Annotated in this window: 15 protein-coding genes and 1 tRNA gene; 10 read left to right on the top strand and 6 right to left on the bottom strand. The window is 67.2% G+C overall.

Annotated features, from left to right (window positions below):
* The first annotated feature begins 26 nt into the window (after positions 1-26).
* Positions 27-629: a M48 family metallopeptidase gene (locus C8K36_RS03675; RefSeq protein ID WP_258195010.1), complete on the top strand. Its 603-nt coding sequence runs from the start codon at positions 27-29 to the stop codon at positions 627-629.
* A gap of 64 nt (positions 630-693) precedes the next feature.
* On the opposite strand, the gene C8K36_RS03680 is transcribed toward C8K36_RS03675, so the two are convergent.
* Positions 694-2,127, bottom strand: a complete 1,434-nt coding sequence (locus C8K36_RS03680) for a zinc-dependent metalloprotease (protein ID WP_107983046.1) — start codon at positions 2,125-2,127, stop codon at positions 694-696.
* A gap of 111 nt (positions 2,128-2,238) precedes the next feature.
* Here C8K36_RS03680 and C8K36_RS03685 point away from each other — a divergent pair, with 111 nt between their 5' ends.
* A complete protein-coding gene (locus C8K36_RS03685) occupies positions 2,239-3,297 on the top strand; it encodes a YlbL family protein (RefSeq protein ID WP_181319345.1) in 1,059 nt (352 codons plus the stop codon).
* Positions 3,298-3,309: 12 nt separating this feature from the next.
* Here C8K36_RS03685 and C8K36_RS03690 read toward each other — a convergent pair whose 3' ends face one another.
* Positions 3,310-3,888 (bottom strand): PPA1309 family protein, encoded by a 579-nt coding sequence (locus tag C8K36_RS03690; protein ID WP_181319347.1) that lies wholly within the window; start codon positions 3,886-3,888, stop codon positions 3,310-3,312.
* A 234-nt stretch (positions 3,889-4,122) separates the two neighbouring features.
* On the opposite strand from C8K36_RS03690, the gene C8K36_RS03695 reads away from it, so the two are divergent.
* Positions 4,123-7,041 (top strand): UPF0182 family protein, encoded by a 2,919-nt coding sequence (locus C8K36_RS03695; protein WP_258195259.1) that lies wholly within the window; start codon positions 4,123-4,125, stop codon positions 7,039-7,041.
* Between the two features lie 85 nt (positions 7,042-7,126).
* Here the strand turns inward: C8K36_RS03695 and C8K36_RS03700 are convergent, their stop codons facing one another.
* Complete coding sequence (locus C8K36_RS03700; protein ID WP_107983049.1) at positions 7,127-7,684, bottom strand: transglycosylase family protein; 558 nt, start codon at positions 7,682-7,684, stop codon at positions 7,127-7,129.
* 459 nt (positions 7,685-8,143) lie between these two features.
* On the opposite strand from C8K36_RS03700, the gene C8K36_RS03705 reads away from it, so the two are divergent.
* Positions 8,144-8,220: transfer RNA gene (locus C8K36_RS03705), tRNA-Met, on the top strand.
* Positions 8,221-8,341: 121 nt separating this feature from the next.
* Here the strand turns inward: C8K36_RS03705 and C8K36_RS03710 are convergent.
* Positions 8,342-9,982: an acyl-CoA synthetase gene (locus C8K36_RS03710; protein ID WP_107983050.1), complete on the bottom strand. Its 1,641-nt coding sequence runs from the start codon at positions 9,980-9,982 to the stop codon at positions 8,342-8,344.
* A gap of 127 nt (positions 9,983-10,109) precedes the next feature.
* Here C8K36_RS03710 and C8K36_RS03715 point away from each other — a divergent pair, with 127 nt between their 5' ends.
* From C8K36_RS03715 to C8K36_RS25040, 6 genes are all read left to right on the top strand, one after another.
* Positions 10,110-10,646, top strand: coding sequence for a hypothetical protein (locus tag C8K36_RS03715; protein WP_107983743.1), 537 nt, complete (start codon positions 10,110-10,112; stop codon positions 10,644-10,646).
* Between the two features lie 154 nt (positions 10,647-10,800).
* Positions 10,801-12,282: a PepSY-associated TM helix domain-containing protein gene (locus tag C8K36_RS03720; protein WP_107983051.1), complete on the top strand. Its 1,482-nt coding sequence runs from the start codon at positions 10,801-10,803 to the stop codon at positions 12,280-12,282.
* On the top strand, positions 12,279-12,755 hold the full coding sequence (locus C8K36_RS03725; RefSeq protein WP_107983052.1) for a hypothetical protein: 477 nt from the start codon (positions 12,279-12,281) through the stop codon (positions 12,753-12,755). Before C8K36_RS03720 ends, C8K36_RS03725 begins: the two co-directional genes overlap by 4 nt.
* Before the next feature lie 421 nt (positions 12,756-13,176).
* Positions 13,177-13,467 (top strand): hypothetical protein, encoded by a 291-nt coding sequence (locus C8K36_RS03730; RefSeq protein WP_107983053.1) that lies wholly within the window; start codon positions 13,177-13,179, stop codon positions 13,465-13,467.
* On the top strand, positions 13,433-13,618 hold the full coding sequence (locus tag C8K36_RS03735; RefSeq protein ID WP_107983054.1) for a hypothetical protein: 186 nt from the start codon (positions 13,433-13,435) through the stop codon (positions 13,616-13,618). The genes C8K36_RS03730 and C8K36_RS03735 overlap by 35 nt, the downstream gene beginning before the upstream one ends.
* A gap of 1,745 nt (positions 13,619-15,363) precedes the next feature.
* Positions 15,364-15,492 (top strand): hypothetical protein, encoded by a 129-nt coding sequence (locus tag C8K36_RS25040; protein ID WP_258195012.1) that lies wholly within the window; start codon positions 15,364-15,366, stop codon positions 15,490-15,492.
* A gap of 108 nt (positions 15,493-15,600) precedes the next feature.
* On the opposite strand, the gene C8K36_RS03740 is transcribed toward C8K36_RS25040, so the two are convergent.
* Together C8K36_RS03740 and C8K36_RS03745 are read right to left on the bottom strand one after the other, a co-directional pair.
* Positions 15,601-16,809 (bottom strand): acyl-CoA dehydrogenase family protein, encoded by a 1,209-nt coding sequence (locus C8K36_RS03740; RefSeq protein ID WP_107983055.1) that lies wholly within the window; start codon positions 16,807-16,809, stop codon positions 15,601-15,603.
* A gap of 33 nt (positions 16,810-16,842) precedes the next feature.
* Positions 16,843-18,255, bottom strand: a complete 1,413-nt coding sequence (locus C8K36_RS03745; protein WP_107983056.1) for an acyl-CoA dehydrogenase family protein — start codon at positions 18,253-18,255, stop codon at positions 16,843-16,845.
* Between the last annotated feature and the right edge of the window lie 230 nt (positions 18,256-18,485).

Below are 18,485 nucleotides of genomic sequence, written 5' to 3' on the forward strand. Positions count from 1 at the left end.
GCACCGGGCAGCTAGCGTGATGGCCCGTGACTGGGTCGGAGACGTCGAACAGCGGTGCGGGTCCCGAGGTGGAGATTCGCCGCAGCGCCCGGCGCCGGCGCACGGTGAGCGCGCGCCGCGAGGGCGACAAGGTCGTGGTGTTGATGCCGACCGGTCTGTCGAAGAAGGCGGAGGCCGACCTGGTCGCCGAGATGATCGAGAAACTCGAGCGAGCGGATCGCCGGGCCGCGAATCGCGCCGAACGCAGCGACGTCGAACTGGCCGAACGCGCCGCCCGGCTGTCCGCCCGGTGGCTCGGCGACGCGGCCAGGCCGGTGTCGGTGCGCTGGGTGCCGTCGATGCGGACGCGCTGGGCGTCGTGCACGCCCGTGGACGGCACCATCCGCGTCAGTGAACTGCTGCGGACGGTGCCGACCTACGTGCTCGACTACGTCCTGGTGCACGAACTCGTGCACCTGTACGTCGCGGGCGGCCACAACGGACGGTTCTGGAGCGAGGTCCGGCAGTATCCCCGCACCGAGCGGGCGATGGGCTACCTCGAGGCATACGCGGTGGTGACACGGCAGCCGGGTCTGCTCGACGGCGACGCGGACGACTGCGCCGCCACCGACGACAGCGTGTTCAGTTAGGCAGCGTGTTCAGTTAGGCAGCGTGTTCAGTTAGGCAGCGTGTTCAGTTAGGCAGCGTGTTCAGTTAGACGTCGGACTCTCCGGAGCCGCCCTGCTCGCGGTTCTTCTCCTCGCGCTCACGTGCCTCGGTCTGCTCGAGTTGCGCGATCGGGTCGTGGAAGGTGCTCGCATCGCCGCCACCGAGGACCCGGTCGACGAAACCTGCCGGATTGTCCAGATCGGACGAGTCGGGCAGCAGGTCGGGGTGCGCCCACACGCCGTCACGGGCGTCCATTCCGGTGTCGGTGGTGAGTCGGCGCCACAGCTGCGCGGCCTCGCGGACCTTGCGCGGGCGCAGCTCGAGACCGACGAGCGTCGCGAAGGTCTGTTCGGCCGGTCCGCCGGTGGCGCGGCGACGGCGCAGGGTCTCGGTGAGCGCAGCGACACCGGGCAGGCGTTCGCCCAGCGCCTCGGCGACGACCGTCTCCACCCAGCCTTCGACGAGCGCCAGCATCGTCTCGAGACGCTCGAGGGCCTGCTTCTGCTCGGGGGTGGTCTGCGGTTCGAACGCGCCCTGCTGAAGGATCTTCTCGAGCTGTGACGGATCGGTGAGCGCCGACGGGTCGAGTCCCTGCGCGGCCTCCTCGATCGCGGAAAAGTCCATCTTGATGCCGCGCGCGTAGTCCTCGACGGTCGCGAGAAGTCGCTGACGCAGCCACGGAACGTGGTTGTACAGACGCTGGTACGCGGCCTCGCGGGCGGCGATGAAGACGAGCACCTCGCGGTGCGGCTGCTCGAGTCCTTCGCTGAACGCCTCGATCGCGGCGGGCAGCAGCGCTGCGGTGCCGGCGGGGGCGAGCGGCAGGCCGATGTCGGTGGAGGTGAGAACTTCCTTCGACAGCTGGCCGAGCGCCTGACCGAGCTGCGAGCCGAAGGTGAGTCCGCCCATCTGGGTGAACATGCCGGCCATCGGCCCGATCATGTTGCGGGCTTCCTCGGGCAGACCCTGCACCCACATACCGGAAACCTGCTCGGCGACCGGGTCGCACAACCTCTTCCACGTGTCGAGGGTGCCGTCGAGCCAATCGTTCGCGGTCCACGCGAGCGTCCGGGTGGCGCCGGCGGGGAGCGTCGTCGCGCCGTCGAGCCACAGTTCCGCAAGGCGGGCGGCGTCGGTGACCGCGGATGCGGTGCCCTCACCGATCGGGGTGACGGAGCCGATCTGCTGCCGCGCCAGGTTCTTGGCGATCTCGTAGTTCACCGGACCCGTCTGGTCGCCCGTGCCCATCGCGTTGCCCATGCCACTGAGCATCTGCCCGAACTGGGTGAGCATCTGGCCGAGCGCGGCCGGGTCGAATCCGGCGCCGCCGGCTCCGCCCATGCCGAAGGCACTCGGGTCGAACCCGAAGGGCTGACCGGCCGAACCGCCCTGACCCCCGCCCTGCTCGCGGCCCGTCGAATCCTTCTTGCGGTCCGGGTCGTCGTCGGGGTTGGAGAAGCCAAAGGGCAGATCGCTCATAGTTCAACGGTACAAGGCGGCGCGCCGCATGGCCCGTACGGAGATCACGCTCACGGCGAACAGACAGTGGGGCCGGGCCGTGCGCGGCGGCGGGCGCTCTATCCTGGCCAGGTGAACCGACGGATGGTGACTTTGCTGGCTACGTTGGCCCCGGTGTTGGTGCTAGGAGTCCTCGGAACGACGGTGAAGGTCCCGTTCGTCGCGCTCGGTCCCGGCCCGACGTTCAATACCCTCGGAGAGACCGACGTCGAGGAGAACGGCGAGGTCGTGCGCAAGCCGGTCGTCGAGATCGACGGCACCGCGGTCGATCCCACCGGCGGCAACCTCAACATGACGACCGTCGCGGTGCGCGACAAGCTGACGCTCTTCGACGCGCTCGGTCTGTGGGTCAGCGGCCGACAGGGCCTGGTGCCGCGCGAAGACGTCTACCCGCCGCAGAAGTCGAAGGACGAGGTCAAGGAGGAGAACTCCGCGCAGTTCGCCAAGTCGGAGAACAGCGCCGAGCTCGCCGCGCTCGAGTACCTGAATCTGCCGGTGGTCGTCGAGATCGGCACCGTCGGCGACAACGGTCCGGCTGCGGGAGTGCTGCGGGAGGGCGATCGTCTGCTGCGGGTCGGTGCCATCCCCGTCGACAGCGTCGAGGGCCTGCAGGACGCGGTGGGCGCGGCCGGCGCCGGATCGACCGTCGACCTCACCTTCGTACGGGACGGGGTGCAGACCACCGCGCCGGTGACCCTGGGTTCGCGCCCGCAGGCCGAAGGGGACGACGCGAAGCAGGGCTACCTGGGTGTCGGCGCCCGCGCGGTGCCCGACGTGCCGTTCACGATCGAGTTCAATCTCGCCGACATCGGCGGGCCGTCGGCAGGCCTCATGTTCAGCCTCGCCCTCGTCGACAAGCTGAGTGCGGGTGAACTCAACGGTGGCAGGTTCATCGCGGGCACCGGCACGATCGACCCCGACGGTGACGTGGGGCCGATCGGCGGTATTCCGTACAAGATGATCGCAGCCAAGGAAGCGGGCGCTACCACGTTCCTGGTGCCCGCCAAGAACTGCGACGAGGCCGTCGCGACGAAGCCCGACGGGCTCGACCTGGTCAAGGTGGAGACGTTGGACGGCGCGATCGAGGCCCTCGAAGCGATCAACGAGGGCAGGCCCGCGCCGGCCTGCTGACGATCGGGGCGGTCAGTCTTCCTCGGCGTCGAGGGTCGAGTACAGCGCGGAGACGATGCCGGGTGCCAGGTTGTCGTACGTGCGCAACTCGATCCCGGCGAACGGGTCGTCGTCCTCCGTCGGACGCAGCTGCAACAGCGCGAGCGACGGACCGTCCCGCAGCACGGCCGCGATGAGACGGGCTTCCCGCCGATCCGGGTGCGATTCAGCGGCGGTGCGGGCGGCATCGCGCTCCGCGTGCCGATCGGTGAGCGTCGGGGCGACGGCGTCGTCGAACTCGGATTCGGCATCCGGCGGCAGCACGACGATCTCCTGTACGAGTGCGCAGCCGACCACCTCGGACGGCCACGTGGTCGTTGCCAGGAACTCGTCGAGCGCGGGGGAGCCGCCCTCGACGTCGTCGGGCAGCGCCTCCTGCTCGATCGGGGTCAGTTCGGCACCGTCGTCGAGCTGATCGAGGAGCGACGGCTCGGCCGCGGCGACCAGGGCCGTCGGGACGATGGCGAAGACGGTGGGGGGCTGACCCCACCCTCCGGCGTCGACGAAGTCGATCACCTCGTGCACGCACCGGCTCAAAGATTCATTGGACATGCTCACATTTCCTCGCCTCCGCGAGAACCCGTCCCCCGGGAATACACCATCACTGTCGATCACATCCTTATCCTTGCATCATGGCCCGATGACACTGCGTTTCGGTCACATGGCGCAGTGCTGACGGGTAGTTACGTAGAGTGGGACGAAACGGTCACTCTCAGGTGACGCTGGACGGTGCATTGGCTGCGGCGCGAAGGCGTCGCCGGATTGTTGGGAGAGTGGCACGTGGGCATGAGGCCCCCCGCCGGTTTACCTTCGTTGTCGAAACGCACACGGGTGCTGCTGATCCTGGCGCTGGTCGCCGCAGCCCTGTTGCTGGTCGGACCGCGATTCATCGATATCTACACCGACTGGTTGTGGTTCGGTGAGGTCGATTTCCGCAGCGTCTTCAGCAAGGTGTTGCTGACTCGGATCGCGCTGTTCCTCGTGGTCGGCCTCGTCGTGGGCGCGATCGTGTGGCTCGCGCTGCTGCTGGCCTATCGGTCGCGTCCGATGTTCCTGCCCTCGCCGGGCTCGAACGACCCGGTGGCGCGCTACCGCACCTCGGTGATGACGCGGCAGAAGCTGTTCGGCATCGGCATCCCCGTCGTGATCGGCCTGTTCGCGGGTCTCGCGGGCCAGGCCAGTTGGTCGACGGTGCAGTTGTTCCTCAACGGCAAGGACTTCGGGATCACGGACCCGCAGTTCGGCAAGGACATCGGGTTCTACTCGTTCGACCTGCCGTTCTATCAGTTCGTCCTGAACTGGCTGTTCGTCGCGGTGGTGATCGCGTTCTTCGCGAGCCTGATCACGCACTACATCTTCGGCGGGCTGCGACTCAGCGGCCGCCAGGGCGCGCTGACACGGTCGGCGCGCGTGCAACTCGCGGTGCTCGCCGGAACGTTCGTGCTCCTCAAGGCAATCTCGTACTGGTTCGACCGGTACGCGCTGCTGTCGAGTTCGCGCAAGGAGCCCACGTTCTCCGGCGCCGGATACACCGATATCAACGCGGTGCTGCCGGCGAAACTGATCATGCTCGCGATCGCCGTCATCTGCGCCATCGCGTTCTTCGCGGCGATCTTCCTGCGTGATCTGCGGATCCCCGCGATGGCGGTTGCGCTGCTGGTGCTCTCCTCGGTCCTGGTCGGCGCGGTGTATCCGCTGGTTGTCGAACAGTTCTCGGTCAAGCCGAATGCGGCCGACAAGGAACGCACCTACATCGAGCGGAACATCACCGCGACTCGGCAGGCGTACGGGATCACCGATCAGACGGTCGAGTACGTCGACTATTCGGGCACATCGACCAAGCAGCCCAAGGATGTTCCGGCGGACGTCACGACCATCGCGAACACGCGACTGCTCGATCCGAACGTGCTCTCGCCGACCTTCACGGCGCAGCAGCAGCTCAAGAACTTCTACGCGTTCCCGAAGTCGCTCAACATCGATCGCTACGAGATGGACGGGACGCTCCGCGACTTCGTCGTCGCGGCACGTGAGCTGTCCCCGTCGAGCCTGCAGGGCAACCAGACGGACTGGATCAACAAGCACACCGTGTACACGCACGGGAACGGCTTCGTCGCGGCGTACGCGAACCAGGTGACGGCGGTCAGTGGTGACACCCAGAACAACACGGGTGGCTACCCGATCTACAGCGTCAGCGATCTCGAGACGAAGCCCGCGGATCCCGCGCTGGCGGTCGAGAACCCGCGTACCTACTACGGACCGGTGATCGCGTCGTCGGACGCCGATTACGCGATCGTCGGCGGCGATGAGGGCAGTGCTCCCCGCGAGTACGACACCGATACGCGCAAGTACACCTACACCGGTTCGGGTGGCGTCGGAATCGGGAACTGGTTCAACCGCTTGGCCTTCGCGGGCAAGTACACCGAGCGGAACATCCTGTTCTCCGGTGCCATCGGTTCGGATTCCAAGATCATCTACAACCGTGACCCCGCGGATCGGGTCAACAAGGTTGCACCGTGGCTGACCACGGACGGCACGGTGTACCCGGCGGTCGTGAACGGGCGTATGCAGTGGATCGTCGACGCCTACACCACGCTCGACAACTACCCGTACGCGCAGCGGTCGTCGCTCGACGGTCTGGTGCAGGACAGCACCAACCAGGCGAACGGCCGGATGCTGCCGAAGAAGGAAGTCTCGTACATCCGGAACTCGGTGAAGGCGACCGTCGATGCCTACGACGGCACCGTGACGCTGTACCAGGTGGACGAGAAGGATCCGGTGCTCTCGGCGTGGATGGGTGTCTTCCCCGACACCGTCAAGCCCAAGTCCGAGGTGAGCGCGGATCTGCAGGCGCACTTCCGCTACCCGGAAGATCTGTTCAAGGTGCAGCGCGAGATGCTCGCGAAGTACCACGTGGACGATCCGGGCGAGTTCTTCAGCAACAACGCGTTCTGGTCGGTTCCCAGCGACCCGACGGTCGAGACGGACAAGAACCAGCCGCCGTACTACGTGCTGGCCGGTAACCCGGAGACGGCGAAGCCGCAGTTCGTGTTGACGAGCCCGATGGTCGGCTACGAGCGTGAGCTGTTGTCGGCGTACATCTCGGTGCAGGCGGATCCGGAGAACTACGGCAAGTTCCGGGTGTTGCAGTTGCCGACGAACACCCAGACGCAGGGCCCGCAGCAGGCGCAGTCCGCGATGACGTCGGATCCGCGTGTGGCCAGCGAGCTGGCGCTGCTGCGGCAGTCGAACAAGGTGATCTTCGGAAACCTGTTGACCCTGCCGATCGCGGACGGCGGCATCCTGTACGTCGAACCGCTCTACACACAGCGGAACTCTGCGAACGCCTTCCCGCAGCTCGCCAGGGTGATGGTGAGTTTCACCGACACCTCGGGCATTCGAGTCGGTTATGCGCCGACGCTCGCGGAAGCCTTGGATCAGGTGTTCGGCTCGGGAACCGGCAGCTCGGCCACCCGACCCAGCGGCGAGCCGGCGTCCCCGCCGGCGACGGGCGGACAGACTCCGTCGCCCACGCCGGCTCCGCCGGCGGCCGGTCAGACACCGGACAAGGCGGCTGCGGTTGCGGAACTGGATGCGGCACTGGCGAATCTGCAGTCCGCACAGTCGGGCGGCGACTTCAAGGCCTACGGTGAGGCGCTCGAGCGACTCCAGAAGGCGGTGAGCGCTTACCAGTCGGCAGGCGGCTGATCGGTAGTACACGAATGACGGGACCCTCCATGCACAAGCATGGAGGGTCCCGTTGTCTGTCGGTGCTGTCGGTGCTGTCGGCGCGCTACTTGGTGAGCGCGGCCTTCACATCGGCGATGCTGTTGCCGTGGGCGGCCAGCAGCTGCTGGAACCGGTCACCGTAGCCGTGCTGGGCGGCGGTGTCGCCGGCGATCGTCACGGCGTGATCGATGTACGCGGCGGCGGTGGCCGGCATCGGGGCCGGTGCCGGCGTGACCGCGGCGGGAGCCGGGGCGGGCTCGGCGATCGGTGCCGGGGCAGGCTCCGCCTGCGTCAGGTACTGGCCGCACGTGGGCCACGCGCCGGGACCCTGCGATACGAGGGTGTTCTCGGCGACACGGATCTGCTCCTCCTTGGAGGCGGTGTGCGGGGAGCCGGTGCCGCCGTTGGCCGTCCACGTGCTCTGCGAGAACTGCAGACCGCCGGAGTAGCCGTTGCCGGTGTTGATGGCCCAGTTGCCGCCGCTCTCGCACTGCGCGACACCGTCCCAGTTGTGGGTGGCGGCGTTCGCGGTTCCGATGCCTGCGGCGAACGGGACGGCGACGAGGGCGCCGGTGACGGCGGCCCAGCCGAGGGCGCGCTTGGTGAAGCTGGTGTTGGTCATGCGGGGGTTTCCTCTCCTGCGCTGACGCGACCGGCGCCGGCGGGAGACGTGGTCGTCGTCCCGGGCGCGCGGTGTTCGCTTGTCGCGTCCCTGCCCCTCGAAGGGTTCGTTTTCGTCCGAGTCCCGCGGGGGCAGAGCTGGCAGCGGCGGGTCGGTCCTGCACTCGATCATCACGAGCCGGTAACGAACGTACGACGGCCGCCGCCGCTGAGTCACTTCGACGAAACAGTCCGGTCGACCTGCTTCATGGGCGCGGCGATCGGCATTTCTGCAGGTCGCCACGGCGCGTTGCGAATTCGAATCCGCCCCGTTACATGCTCGTTATGTGAGATGGATTACCGAATTTCGGTGATCCGTGTCACCCGGGTGGCTGTTCCGTGGTGGCCGCGGGGCGCACACCCGGCTCTCTGCAGGCGATTTGCCATCCGTTCGGCGGCTCGTGTAACTTCGTTCTTGCAACGCGGGGTGGAGCAGCTCGGTAGCTCGCTGGGCTCATAACCCAGAGGTCGCAGGTTCAAATCCTGTCCCCGCTACCAACGAAGAACCCCCGTCCTGATCAGGACGGGGGTTCTTCTTTTTCTGCGTCGTCACGTGCTCATCGGGTGCGCCCCAGGTCGGGCGCGGCGCCGGGGAGTGCCTCGTAGTCCGGTGCGCCGGCTACAACTCGACGTCCATCTCCACCAGCACTCGCCGCAGCAGCTTGCCGGTCGCGTTCCGGGGTAGTTCTTCGATGAACACGACGTCGCGGGGCACCTTGTAGCGGGCAAGGTTCGACTTCACGTGAGCGCGGATCTCCTCGGGATCGCGCGACGACACCTGCGCCGCGACCACGAACGCGCGCAGGCGGTGGCCGAACTCGTCGTCCTCGACGCCGATCACGGCGACCTCGAGGACGTCCGGGCGTTCGGCGATGAGGTTCTCGACCTCGAGCGGGTACACGTTCTCGCCGCCGGAGACGATCATGTCGTCGTCGCGGCCGTCGACGAACAGCAGCCCGTCCCTGTCGAAGTGGCCGACGTCGCCGGTGGAGAGCATGCCGTCGATGCGTTCCTTGTCGCGGCCGTCGGTGTAGCCGTCGAAGCTCAGGCCGCTCTTGGCGAAGATGCGGCCGACGACATCGGGTCCGGTGATCTTCTTGCCGGTGTCGTCGATGAGCGCCATGTGGCAGGTGGCGGGTGGACGTCCGGCGGTGCCGGGAGCGCGCTCGAGATCGTCGGGGGTGGCGACGGTGACGGCGGCGACCTCTGTGGAGCCGTAGAAGTTGTGCAGCACCTTCCCGAACGCCTGCTGCGTGCGGATGCACAGGTCCGGGGGGATCGCGGATCCGGCCGCGAAGATCACCTTCAGCGACGAGGTGTCGTACTTTCCGAGCACGGCGGGCCCGAGGTCGATGATCCGCTGCAACATCGTCGGCACCAGCACGAGGGTGTCGGCGCGGTGTTCGGCGATCAGGCGGACCGTCGTCTCGGGATCGAAGCGGCGCTGCATCACGACGGTGTTCTCGAGCGCCAGGCCGAGTCCGAGCTGCGAGATGCCGGTGCCGTGGAACGCGGGCGCCGCCATCAGCATCGTCTGCTTGGGGCGCAACGGGATCCGGTCGAGGAACTGCGCGGTGACGAACGGGGACGTGTGCCCGCGCGGTGCACCCTTGGGAGTGCCGGTGGTGCCGCTGGTGAGCAGGATGAAGACGCCGGGCTGCTCGGGTGCGGGCACCGTGTCCGTGGACTGCCCGGCGATGAGGTCGTCGAGGGTGCGCGGTGTGGTCTCGGCCGGGGGAGTGCGCACCGGCTCGTCGACCCACGACAGGAACGGCGTGACGTCGGACGGCAGGGCGTCGGCGATGTCGGCGAACTCGCTGTCGAAGATGAAGTAGCGCACCTTCTCCCGCTGTGCGACGTCGACCAACTGGGGGCGCGCGAAACCGGTGTTCATCAGGACCAGGCGCACGCCGCTCTTGGCGGCGGCGAGCATCGTGAGGACGAGACCGCGGTGGTTGCGGCACATCGCGCCGACGCACGATCCGACGCCGATGCCCTCGGCCTGCCACGCGCGAACGAGGGCGTTGGACCGCGCTTCGAGTTCGCTGTAGGTGAGTGAGCCCCGCTCGTCGACCAGAGCGACCCGGCGGTGGCCGGCCGCGGCGTGTGCGTGCACCGAACCGGCGAACGGGCCGTACTTGTCGACGGCGAGGAGGACGCGAACGCCCTCGTCGACGCGGGGGAAGGGGATGAGCCCGGAACGCTGCATCACGCGCACTGCGCTGAGCGTGTCGGCGATCTTGGTCAGAACGTCCTGCATGGTGGCTCCCATCGGTGACGTCGGCAGCCTCAGACTAGCGGTGATGCGCATCACAGTGGGCGGATTTGTCCTGGTAGCCAACCTGCTCGAACGCGAGGGCCGGGATAGTGGGCGCTACTCTCGCGGGGTGAGGTCCCGAGCCGATGCCGTCGCGCGCCTGCGTGGCACGGTCGTCGGTGCATTGTCCGGGGCGGCCAGCGTTGCCGCGCACGGACTCGGTGGCGGGTCCATGTTCCCCAGTGGTGAAGCGATCGTGCTGCTTCTGGCCGCGTGCGCCGTGGTCGGCACCGCTGTCGCGTCGCTTCGGAGCCGAACCGCTCCGCTGCTGCTCCTCGTGTCGGTCCTCGCTGCGGGGCAGGGGATCGGCCACCTGACCTTGACCCTGGCGTCGAATCACCCTCACGGACTGCACCTCACGCCGCAGATGCTGGCGGCGCACGCAGCGGCCACCGCGGTCGGTGTCGTATTCGTCCGGGCCGCGGAGCGGTCGCTGGCGCGCGTGATCGGCTCGGTGTCGAGGGTCGTGGTCGCGGTGCTGTCGGCACCGCCGGTAGCCGAGATCCGCAGGTGGGCACCCACGGTCGTCCGGAGTCTGGAGCCGACGACCTCGCGCGTCGCCCGGGCCGCGGGCGGCACCCGCGGGCCTCCCGCTCTTTCCTGGTAGATGCCGGTCACGCTTCCGCGTGTCCGTCGTCTGCCGCTGTCTTCTCCGCCGATGCCCCCACACGAATCGTGTGTCCAGGGCTCGTCGGCGGCTCCCTTGCGGCACGCGCATTTCTCGCGCGCCGATCCGAGACTTCAGGAAAGAGCCTGGCTTCATGCACGCTTCCGAAGGCGTGGGGACCACCCCTGCGCAGGATTCGACCAACTCGAAAGTTCGCTCCGGATCGAACGATTCGTCGCCACCCGGTGCCCTCCGCAGGCTGGTTCTCCGTCTGCACTTCTATGCGGGGATCTTCGTTGCACCGTTTCTCGTGATCGCGGCGATCAGCGGCGGGCTGTATGCGATCGCGCCCACCCTCGAGCAGTTCGTCTACCGCGACTACCTGTATGTCGAGTCGACCGGACCTGCGGCCCCGGTGAGCGAGCAGATCGCCGCCGCGCAGGCCGAGCGCCCCGACCTGACGGTGTCGGCGGTGCGGCCGTCCACCGAGGAGGGCCAGACCACGCGGGTGCTGTTCACCGACCCCACGCTCGGCGAGTCCGAACGCCTCTCGGTGTTCGTCGACCCGGTGACCGCGAAGCCCGCCGGCGAACTCGTCGTCTACGGCAGCAGTAGTTCACTACCGGTGCGGACGTGGATCTCGCAGTTGCATCGGCATCTGCACCTGGGCGAGCCCGGCCGTCTCTACAGCGAACTCGCTGCATCGTGGCTGTGGGTGATCGCACTCGGCGGCGTCTACCTGTGGGTGCGCCGCTACCGAACGGCTCGCGCCCGCAGCGAGGCCGCCGTGCCGCGGTTGTGGACGGCCAAGCTGGGGGCGCGTGGTCGCAACGGTGCGCTCGGCCGGCACGGAGCCGTCGGGCTGTGGATCGCAGTCGGTCTCGTCTTCCTGTCCGCGACGGGGCTGACCTGGTCGAAGTATGCGGGCGAGAACGTCACCGACCTGCGGACGTCGCTGGGCTGGACGACGCCGTCGGTGTCGACGACGCTGTCCGATCCGGATGCCGTTCCGTCGGGCGGACACGAGGGGCACGACGGGCATGAGATGGACTCGGGTAGCGATGTGCTCGCCACCGACATCGGACGCATCGACCACGTCCTCGCGGTCGCTGCCGACGCCGGCGTGACCGGTCAGGTGGAGGCGTCGATCCCGGCGACGGCGGACGCCGCCTTCGTCGTGACCCAGACCCGGCAGCCGTTCGAGTTCTCGACCGACACGATCGCGGTCGACGGTGCCACCGGCCAGATCACCGACGAGTCGCGGTTCGCGGACTGGCCGCTCACGGCGAAACTCACCACGTGGGGGATCGCGCTGCACATGGGCATCCTGTTCGGCCTACTCAATCAAGTCGTACTGCTCGCGCTGGCGATCGCACTGCTCGCGGTGATCGCGCTCGGCTACCGGATGTGGTGGCTGCGCCGGCCCGTTCGCGGCACGCGGCGCTGGGGTCGTCCGCCGGTCCGAGGCGCTCTGCGAGGGCTGCACCCGGCGGCGATCGGTGCCATTGTGATCGGTTCCGTACTGGTCGGCTGGTTCGTGCCGTTGCTGGGGCTGACCCTGCTCGGGTTCGTCGTCGTCGATATGGTCGTCGGTGTGTTTCAGCGCAGACGAGCATCCAGCAGTGTGACCGAATGAGTGACGACTTATCGCTGCTGCGACGCGAATTGGCGTCGATCGAGGCCCGGGTGGCGCGTGAGGTGGACCCCCGCGGCCGTGGCCCGCTCATCGCGGCGACCGTGGCTGTCCTGCTGATCGCCCTCGCGGCCCCGCAGGTCGACGGCCTGCGCGCGTGGCAGGTCCTCGCCGGCGGACACGATGAGGTCGCGGCGCTGGCCCGGCTGTTCACGTGGTTCGTCGTCGTGTTCGGGATCGGCGCATCTGCGCTGGCTGCCTGGACCCGTCGCTGGGTGTTCGCATGGGTCGCGATGGCCGGTGTCACGGTCGGAACGGCGTTGGGGTTGCTGACGTACTGGTCGCAGCACAGTGTTCGCAGCGCCCACACCGGCAGCCTCGGTTACGGCCTGCTCGTCGAATGGGCGGCGATGGCCTTGCTTGCGGTGCTGTGGATTCCGGTGGTTGCAGGCCGGTCAAACGTGCTGCAGAAGTGAGCCGGTCGGTCGGGCAGCGTATGTGTCCGGCCGAAGAAGAATTGCGCCGCAGACATCGAATTCATAATGTACTGCGGTGCAATTCATTCGGTTTGATGTTTTTGGCCGAATTGTGGGGTGGGTCCGGTCTGGTGGGGGTACGTTACGTCCATCTCGCCCGACGGTTCCCGGTGTTCATGTGTGGTGGCATGGCGCTGGGTATCGGTTTCGACAACGAAACGAATGGCGAGTGCGTGTAATTCCGACGGGCCCGACCCCAAGGGACCCGAGGGCTGGGGCGCCTCCTGAGCCCTCGAAGCGAGGCGCCTCCCGCGACCCATGCGCGGGAGGCGCTTCGGCGTTTCGTGACGCCATGACCGGTCGACGACAGGAGTTCTCCTGAGAGACTGCCGGTGTCATCGTCGGAGAGGGGTGGTCGGTGATGGAGATCGGTCGAATGGTGTGGCCGTCGGCGCGTCTCGACGAGGTGGTCGAGCGGATCGCGCAGGTCGAGGCCGACGGTGCAGTGGGCCCAGCGATGCTGCGCCTGGCCGGCGAGCACGCCGATGGGACCGTGCCACTCATGGCCGGCGTGCGGACGGTGGCCGAGCACATCGTCCCGACAATCGGCATCGCTGCCGCGGCAGCGATGCCGGGAGGAGTTCGCGGCGTACACCAACACCCCGTCCTACCGCGTGATGCTCGACAAGGAGGATGCGGCGGATCCCGCTGACGTCGCGCTGATCGGTTCCCGCAGCGAGGTTCTCGATCGGCTCGACGGAGTGCGCGCGGCCGGGGCGAGCGAGTTCCTGGCGTGGGTGTTCGGGGACGAAGGGGAACAGGTCGAGACTGTGTCGTGCCTGCAGGAGTATGTCCGACGCTGACGTCGCCGTAGTGGGGGGCACGGAAATTGCACTGCAGTACAAACTTTGAGCGCGAAAGTATGTACTGCAATGCAATTTTGTTCGATTCGTGTTTTTTGCGCGAATCGCGAGACATGTCCATTCGGGGAGGGCTACGGTCACATCGGTCTCGTCCGGAGGGCAAGAAAGCTTCGGTCGAGGGCCGATCGTGCAGGCGGGGCGTTCGTCCTCCGTTGTGGATATCGGCGACCAGATCCGTTGGTAGGCAAGCCCCTCAGCTCGGCTACCGGTTCACCCCCCCATTTCAGTGGAAAGGCGTGCTGTGTCCATCGACTTCGCGAAAATCATCGGTCCTCTCGGGCATACGTTGATCGATACGTTCTTCGGGTCACTCGGAGCCCTGATGACCATGTCGGCGTGACCGACAACCAACTGTTTAGGAGACTGTCGTGACCTCACTTGCTGAGCTCATGCCCATGGCGGCAATGATGTTCAAAATGCTTTTGGTCGACCTGCCGATCCAGCTGTCGCTCGGCACGATTCCCGGCCCCTAGTAAGGAGATTCTGATGAGCAAAGATCTGATGATGCTGTGGACCGGTTCGTACGATGCAGTCCTCGTGGGCTTCAAGGACTTCTTCGTCGGCTCGATAATGTTCCCCCAAAACTGATTAGGAGACATCGATGCTCGTGAACTTTCTTCAGACCGCGCTGCAGTCTGTCTTTCTGTCCCTGAACCTGCCCAATCTCGGCAGCATGATGGGTGCCATTCAGATGAGCTGATCCGCGCACCCGAGGGCAGGTCTGCCCGCGAGTCTCGGATCGACGTGCCTCCCGCGACCCATGCGCGGGAGGCATTTCGCTGTTCCGGGCCGAGGTGAACGGAAACGAACGAGCCCCCGCCGCTGCTGCGACGGGGGCTCGAATGATCGAGTGGCGTTGCAACTTCCGCGCCGACGAATTCTTGCCGCACGCGTCGGGCGATGATGAGCTGCCGACTATGCTCAGTGGCCTCGCAGATGTCGAGAATCTTGCTGCCGCGGGCCAACTTCTCGTGCAGCGGGTACGACGAGGTCGCGGCCCGCGCTCGACTGTTCACGTGGTTCGCCGTGGTGTTCGGAGTCGACGCTGGAGTGGCTCGAGCGGGGGGCGACGGCTTCGCGCCGACGCGGGTACGGGGTGAGCAGACGGAGGCTGTACCGACTGCGGAACAGCGTCGGCAACGAGAATTGAAATTGAGTTCAAAAACACAGTCGACCCCGATGGCGGGGCAGTCCTCGATGGGCCGGTGAATCCCGCACGGACCGAACCGAGGGCCCGACATGGCCGCCCCCTGCGCGAGTCGTTGCTTAGCAAAACTAGATCTGACCTGGTAGTCACTCGACCGGGGATGTGCCACGTACTGGGGCGCGATCCGAAGGGCGGGCGGTCGGTTTGCGTGGGCGGCAGCAGGGCGGTTGGACAGCGGTGCGGTGAAGTTCGTTCCAGCCGTCGATTACGTAGTTGGAAACTGCGTAAAACGGACGTGACTTGGCCTACATCCATGGTCTAGCGTCGTCCGCGTCACTCCGCCGACTCGGGCGCTGCTCCAGTCGGGGGAGTGACGCGTGTGGCCCGTTATCCAGCGGGTCGTGGGACGGCGTGCTCACCTTGCGGTGTCGCCGCCGCTCCGATCGCGAACCGATCACTTTGCCGAAACATGTGGTGCGTGATGGGTTCGCTGTCGCCGGTGCGGTACCGGCTGACGAAATTCGAACAAGGAGTTGTTATGGGTTCTTCCGATGCAGACCTCGCCCTGATCAAGCAGATCCAGCCGGTCGTGAGCGGCATCGGCACCGTCATCGGCGGTCTCGGCGCAATTCTGGCTCTCGTGGGCGCTATCGCGGCTCTCGGCTGATCTGACGGCCACAGCGGTCGACAGACCCGTCGCGCCCCGCCACTGACAGTCTCAGTGGCGGGGCGCCGGTGTTTCCGGGGCTGACCTCCGCCGCAGTGCGGGCGCCGATTACTTCAGTTCAGCCGAACTCTTCCCGAGCAGGCGCCGGGCGATGATGAGCTGCTGGATCTGCTGGGTGCCCTCGAAGATATCGAGGATCTTGCTGTCCCGGGCCCACTTCTCGAGCAGCGGGCGCTGCGAGTAGCCGTAGCTACCGGCCAGCTCGACGGCCTTGAGCGACACCGCGGTACCGGTGCGGCCGGCCTTCGCCTTCGACATGGACGCCTCGAGCGAGTTCGGCTTCTTGTTGTCCGCCATCCACGCGGCGCGCAGCGCCAGCAGATACGACGCCTCCCAGTCGGCCTCGAGCGCCAGGAATTCGGCGGCCGCGGCGTGCTGGTTGTTGGCCGGGGTGTCGTACGAGATCTCGACGCCGGCCTCTTCCAGGATGCTGCGCAACTCCTCGAGGACGGCGCGGCCCAGGCCGACGGCCATACCCGCGACGATGGGGCGGGTGTTGTCGAACGTCTGCATGACGCCCGCGAACCCCTTCTCCACGTTCACTTCCGGGCTGCCGAGCAGGTTGTCCTTCGGGATGCGGCAGTCCTGCAGCAGCAGCACCGCGGTGTCGGACGCCTTGATGCCCAGCTTGTGCTCGAGGCGGGCCACGCTCAGGCCCGGAGCCTCGCGCGGCACGACGAACGACTTGATCGCGGCGCGGCCCTTGCTCTTGTCGACACTGGCCCACACCACGACATGCGTGGAGCGCTCCCCGGCGGTGACGAAGATCTTCTCGCCGTTGAGGACCCACTCGTCGCCGTCGAGCACTGCGGTGGTGGTGACGGCGGCGGAGTCGGAGCCGAAGCTGGGCTCGGTGATGGCCATCGACGCCCACACCTTGCCGAACCGCTCGAGCTGCTCGTCGGTGGCGACGGCGGCGATCGCCGAGTTGCCGAGACCCTGGTAGGGGATCGACAGGGTCAGACCGACGTCGCCCCAACAGGTTTCGATCACGTTCATCAGCGACGCCATGTTGCCGCCGTTGGCGTTGCCGACGACCTTGGGCTGGTCGTCACCGCGACCCAGGGCGGCGCCGGATGCGCCCTGGCCCGAGTCGCCCAGCCCCTCGACCATGGCCGCCATGGTGTCGAGTTCCTTGGGGTACTCGTGCTCGGCGAGGTCGTACTTGCGGGACACGGGCCGGAAGATTTGTGCTGCGACCTGATGCGCCTGGTTCGCAGAGGCCTTCAGCTTCTTGGGAAGTTCGAGATTGATCATCGAAAGGTCTCCTGTAAACGGATCGGGTCGGCGTCAGATGAGGACGATGCCCTCGGCAACGCCGATGGCTCGCAGGTCGCGGTACCAGCGCTCCACCGGGTGCTCCTTGGTGAAGCCGTGGCCGCCGAGCAACTGGACGCCGTCCAGACCGATCTGCATGCCCTTGTCCGACGCGAGCTTGCGGGCCAGTGCGGCCTCGCGGCCGAACGACAGACCCTGCTCCGCGCGGGATGCGCCACGCAGCGTCACCAGACGCATGCTGTCGAGCTCGATCGCGATGTTCGAGATCATGAACGCCACCGCCTGACGGTGGCTGATCGGCTCGCCGAACGCCTCCCGCTCGTTGGCGTACGGAATCACGTAGTCGAGCACGGCCTGGCTGGTGCCGACCGCGAGCGACGCCCAGCCCAGGCGTGCGAGACGGACCGCGTCGGCGTACTCGCGGGCGCGCTGGTCGGCGTCGCCATCACCGAGGATCGCTGACTCCGGCACCGCGACGTCGGTGAGGATCAGGCGGCCCAGTCCGGCGGCGCGCAGACCCATACTCGGATCCGCCTCCACGACAAGACCCTTGGTATCGGATTCGACGATGAAGAACGCGGGACGGCCGTCGAGTTCGGCGGCGACGACGAACAGCTCGGCCGAACCCGCGGCGGGGACGAGGCTCTTGACGCCGTTGAGCTTGTAGCCGCTGGGGGAGCGGACGGCCTTGGTTCGCAGCGCGAACGGGTCGAACAGCGCGCGCGGCTCGCTCACCACGACGGCCGCGGCGGGCACGTTGTCGGCGGCGAACGCGGGCAGGTACGTCTTCTGCTGGGCGTCGGTGCCCCACTGGGTGAGGGCGACGGCCACGCCGCTGGGCGCGAGGATCGGCAGCGCCAGACCCATGTCGCCGTGCGCGAGGGCCTCGGCGACGAGCGAGTTGGTGACCGCGCCGCGCTCGGACGCCGCACCCTCGAACTCCTCGGGGATGTTGATGAGCGTGATGCCCAGCTCCGCGGAGCGCTTCAGCAGATCGGCGGGCGCCGTGGCGGCCTCGTCGGCGTCGTACGCGGCCGGGCGCAGGATCTCGGCCGAGAACTCGCGCACCGTCTCGACGATCATCTTCTGCTCGTCGTCCGGCGTCAGGTCGAAGTAGCCGGCGTTCTTGGGGGCGCCGTCGGGCAGGCGCTTGGGCGCCCCGTTGCCGGAGACCCGGTTGAACGTGCGGGTCGCGGCACCGAGCGTCTTGAAGCCGGTCTTGGTGCCCTCGTAGGTGACGCGGTCGATGACCTGACGCAGGTTGTACTTCTCGGCCAGGTCGGACCCGGTGATCCGGGTCAGCACGCGCATGGCGGCGCCCATCGCGTCCCGCTTGACCGGGTTCAAGCCGACCGCCGAGGTGTCGCGGGGCTCACGCTTGGCGCCGTTCGTCTTCACAACGTCTTGCTTGCTCATGATGACCATTTCTCGGGGGTGCGGTCTCGGACGCCCCTACCTTACTCCGGAGTAAGAAACGAAGTCGAGTCCAACTGGAAAGTGACGAGCATCACGATCCGGACACCTCCCTCCCGCGTTTTGCGCACTTGTCGCGAGATTCGGGGCGTGCGGACCGCGACAAGTGCGCGTAACGCGACCGCTGCCACCTCCTCCTCTGGCAGGAGGTGACGGTTCGGGGGCTCGCCTACCGTTGAATC

This window comes from Rhodococcus sp. OK519 (genome assembly GCF_003051005.1).
GTDB lineage: Bacteria > Actinomycetota > Actinomycetes > Mycobacteriales > Mycobacteriaceae > Prescottella.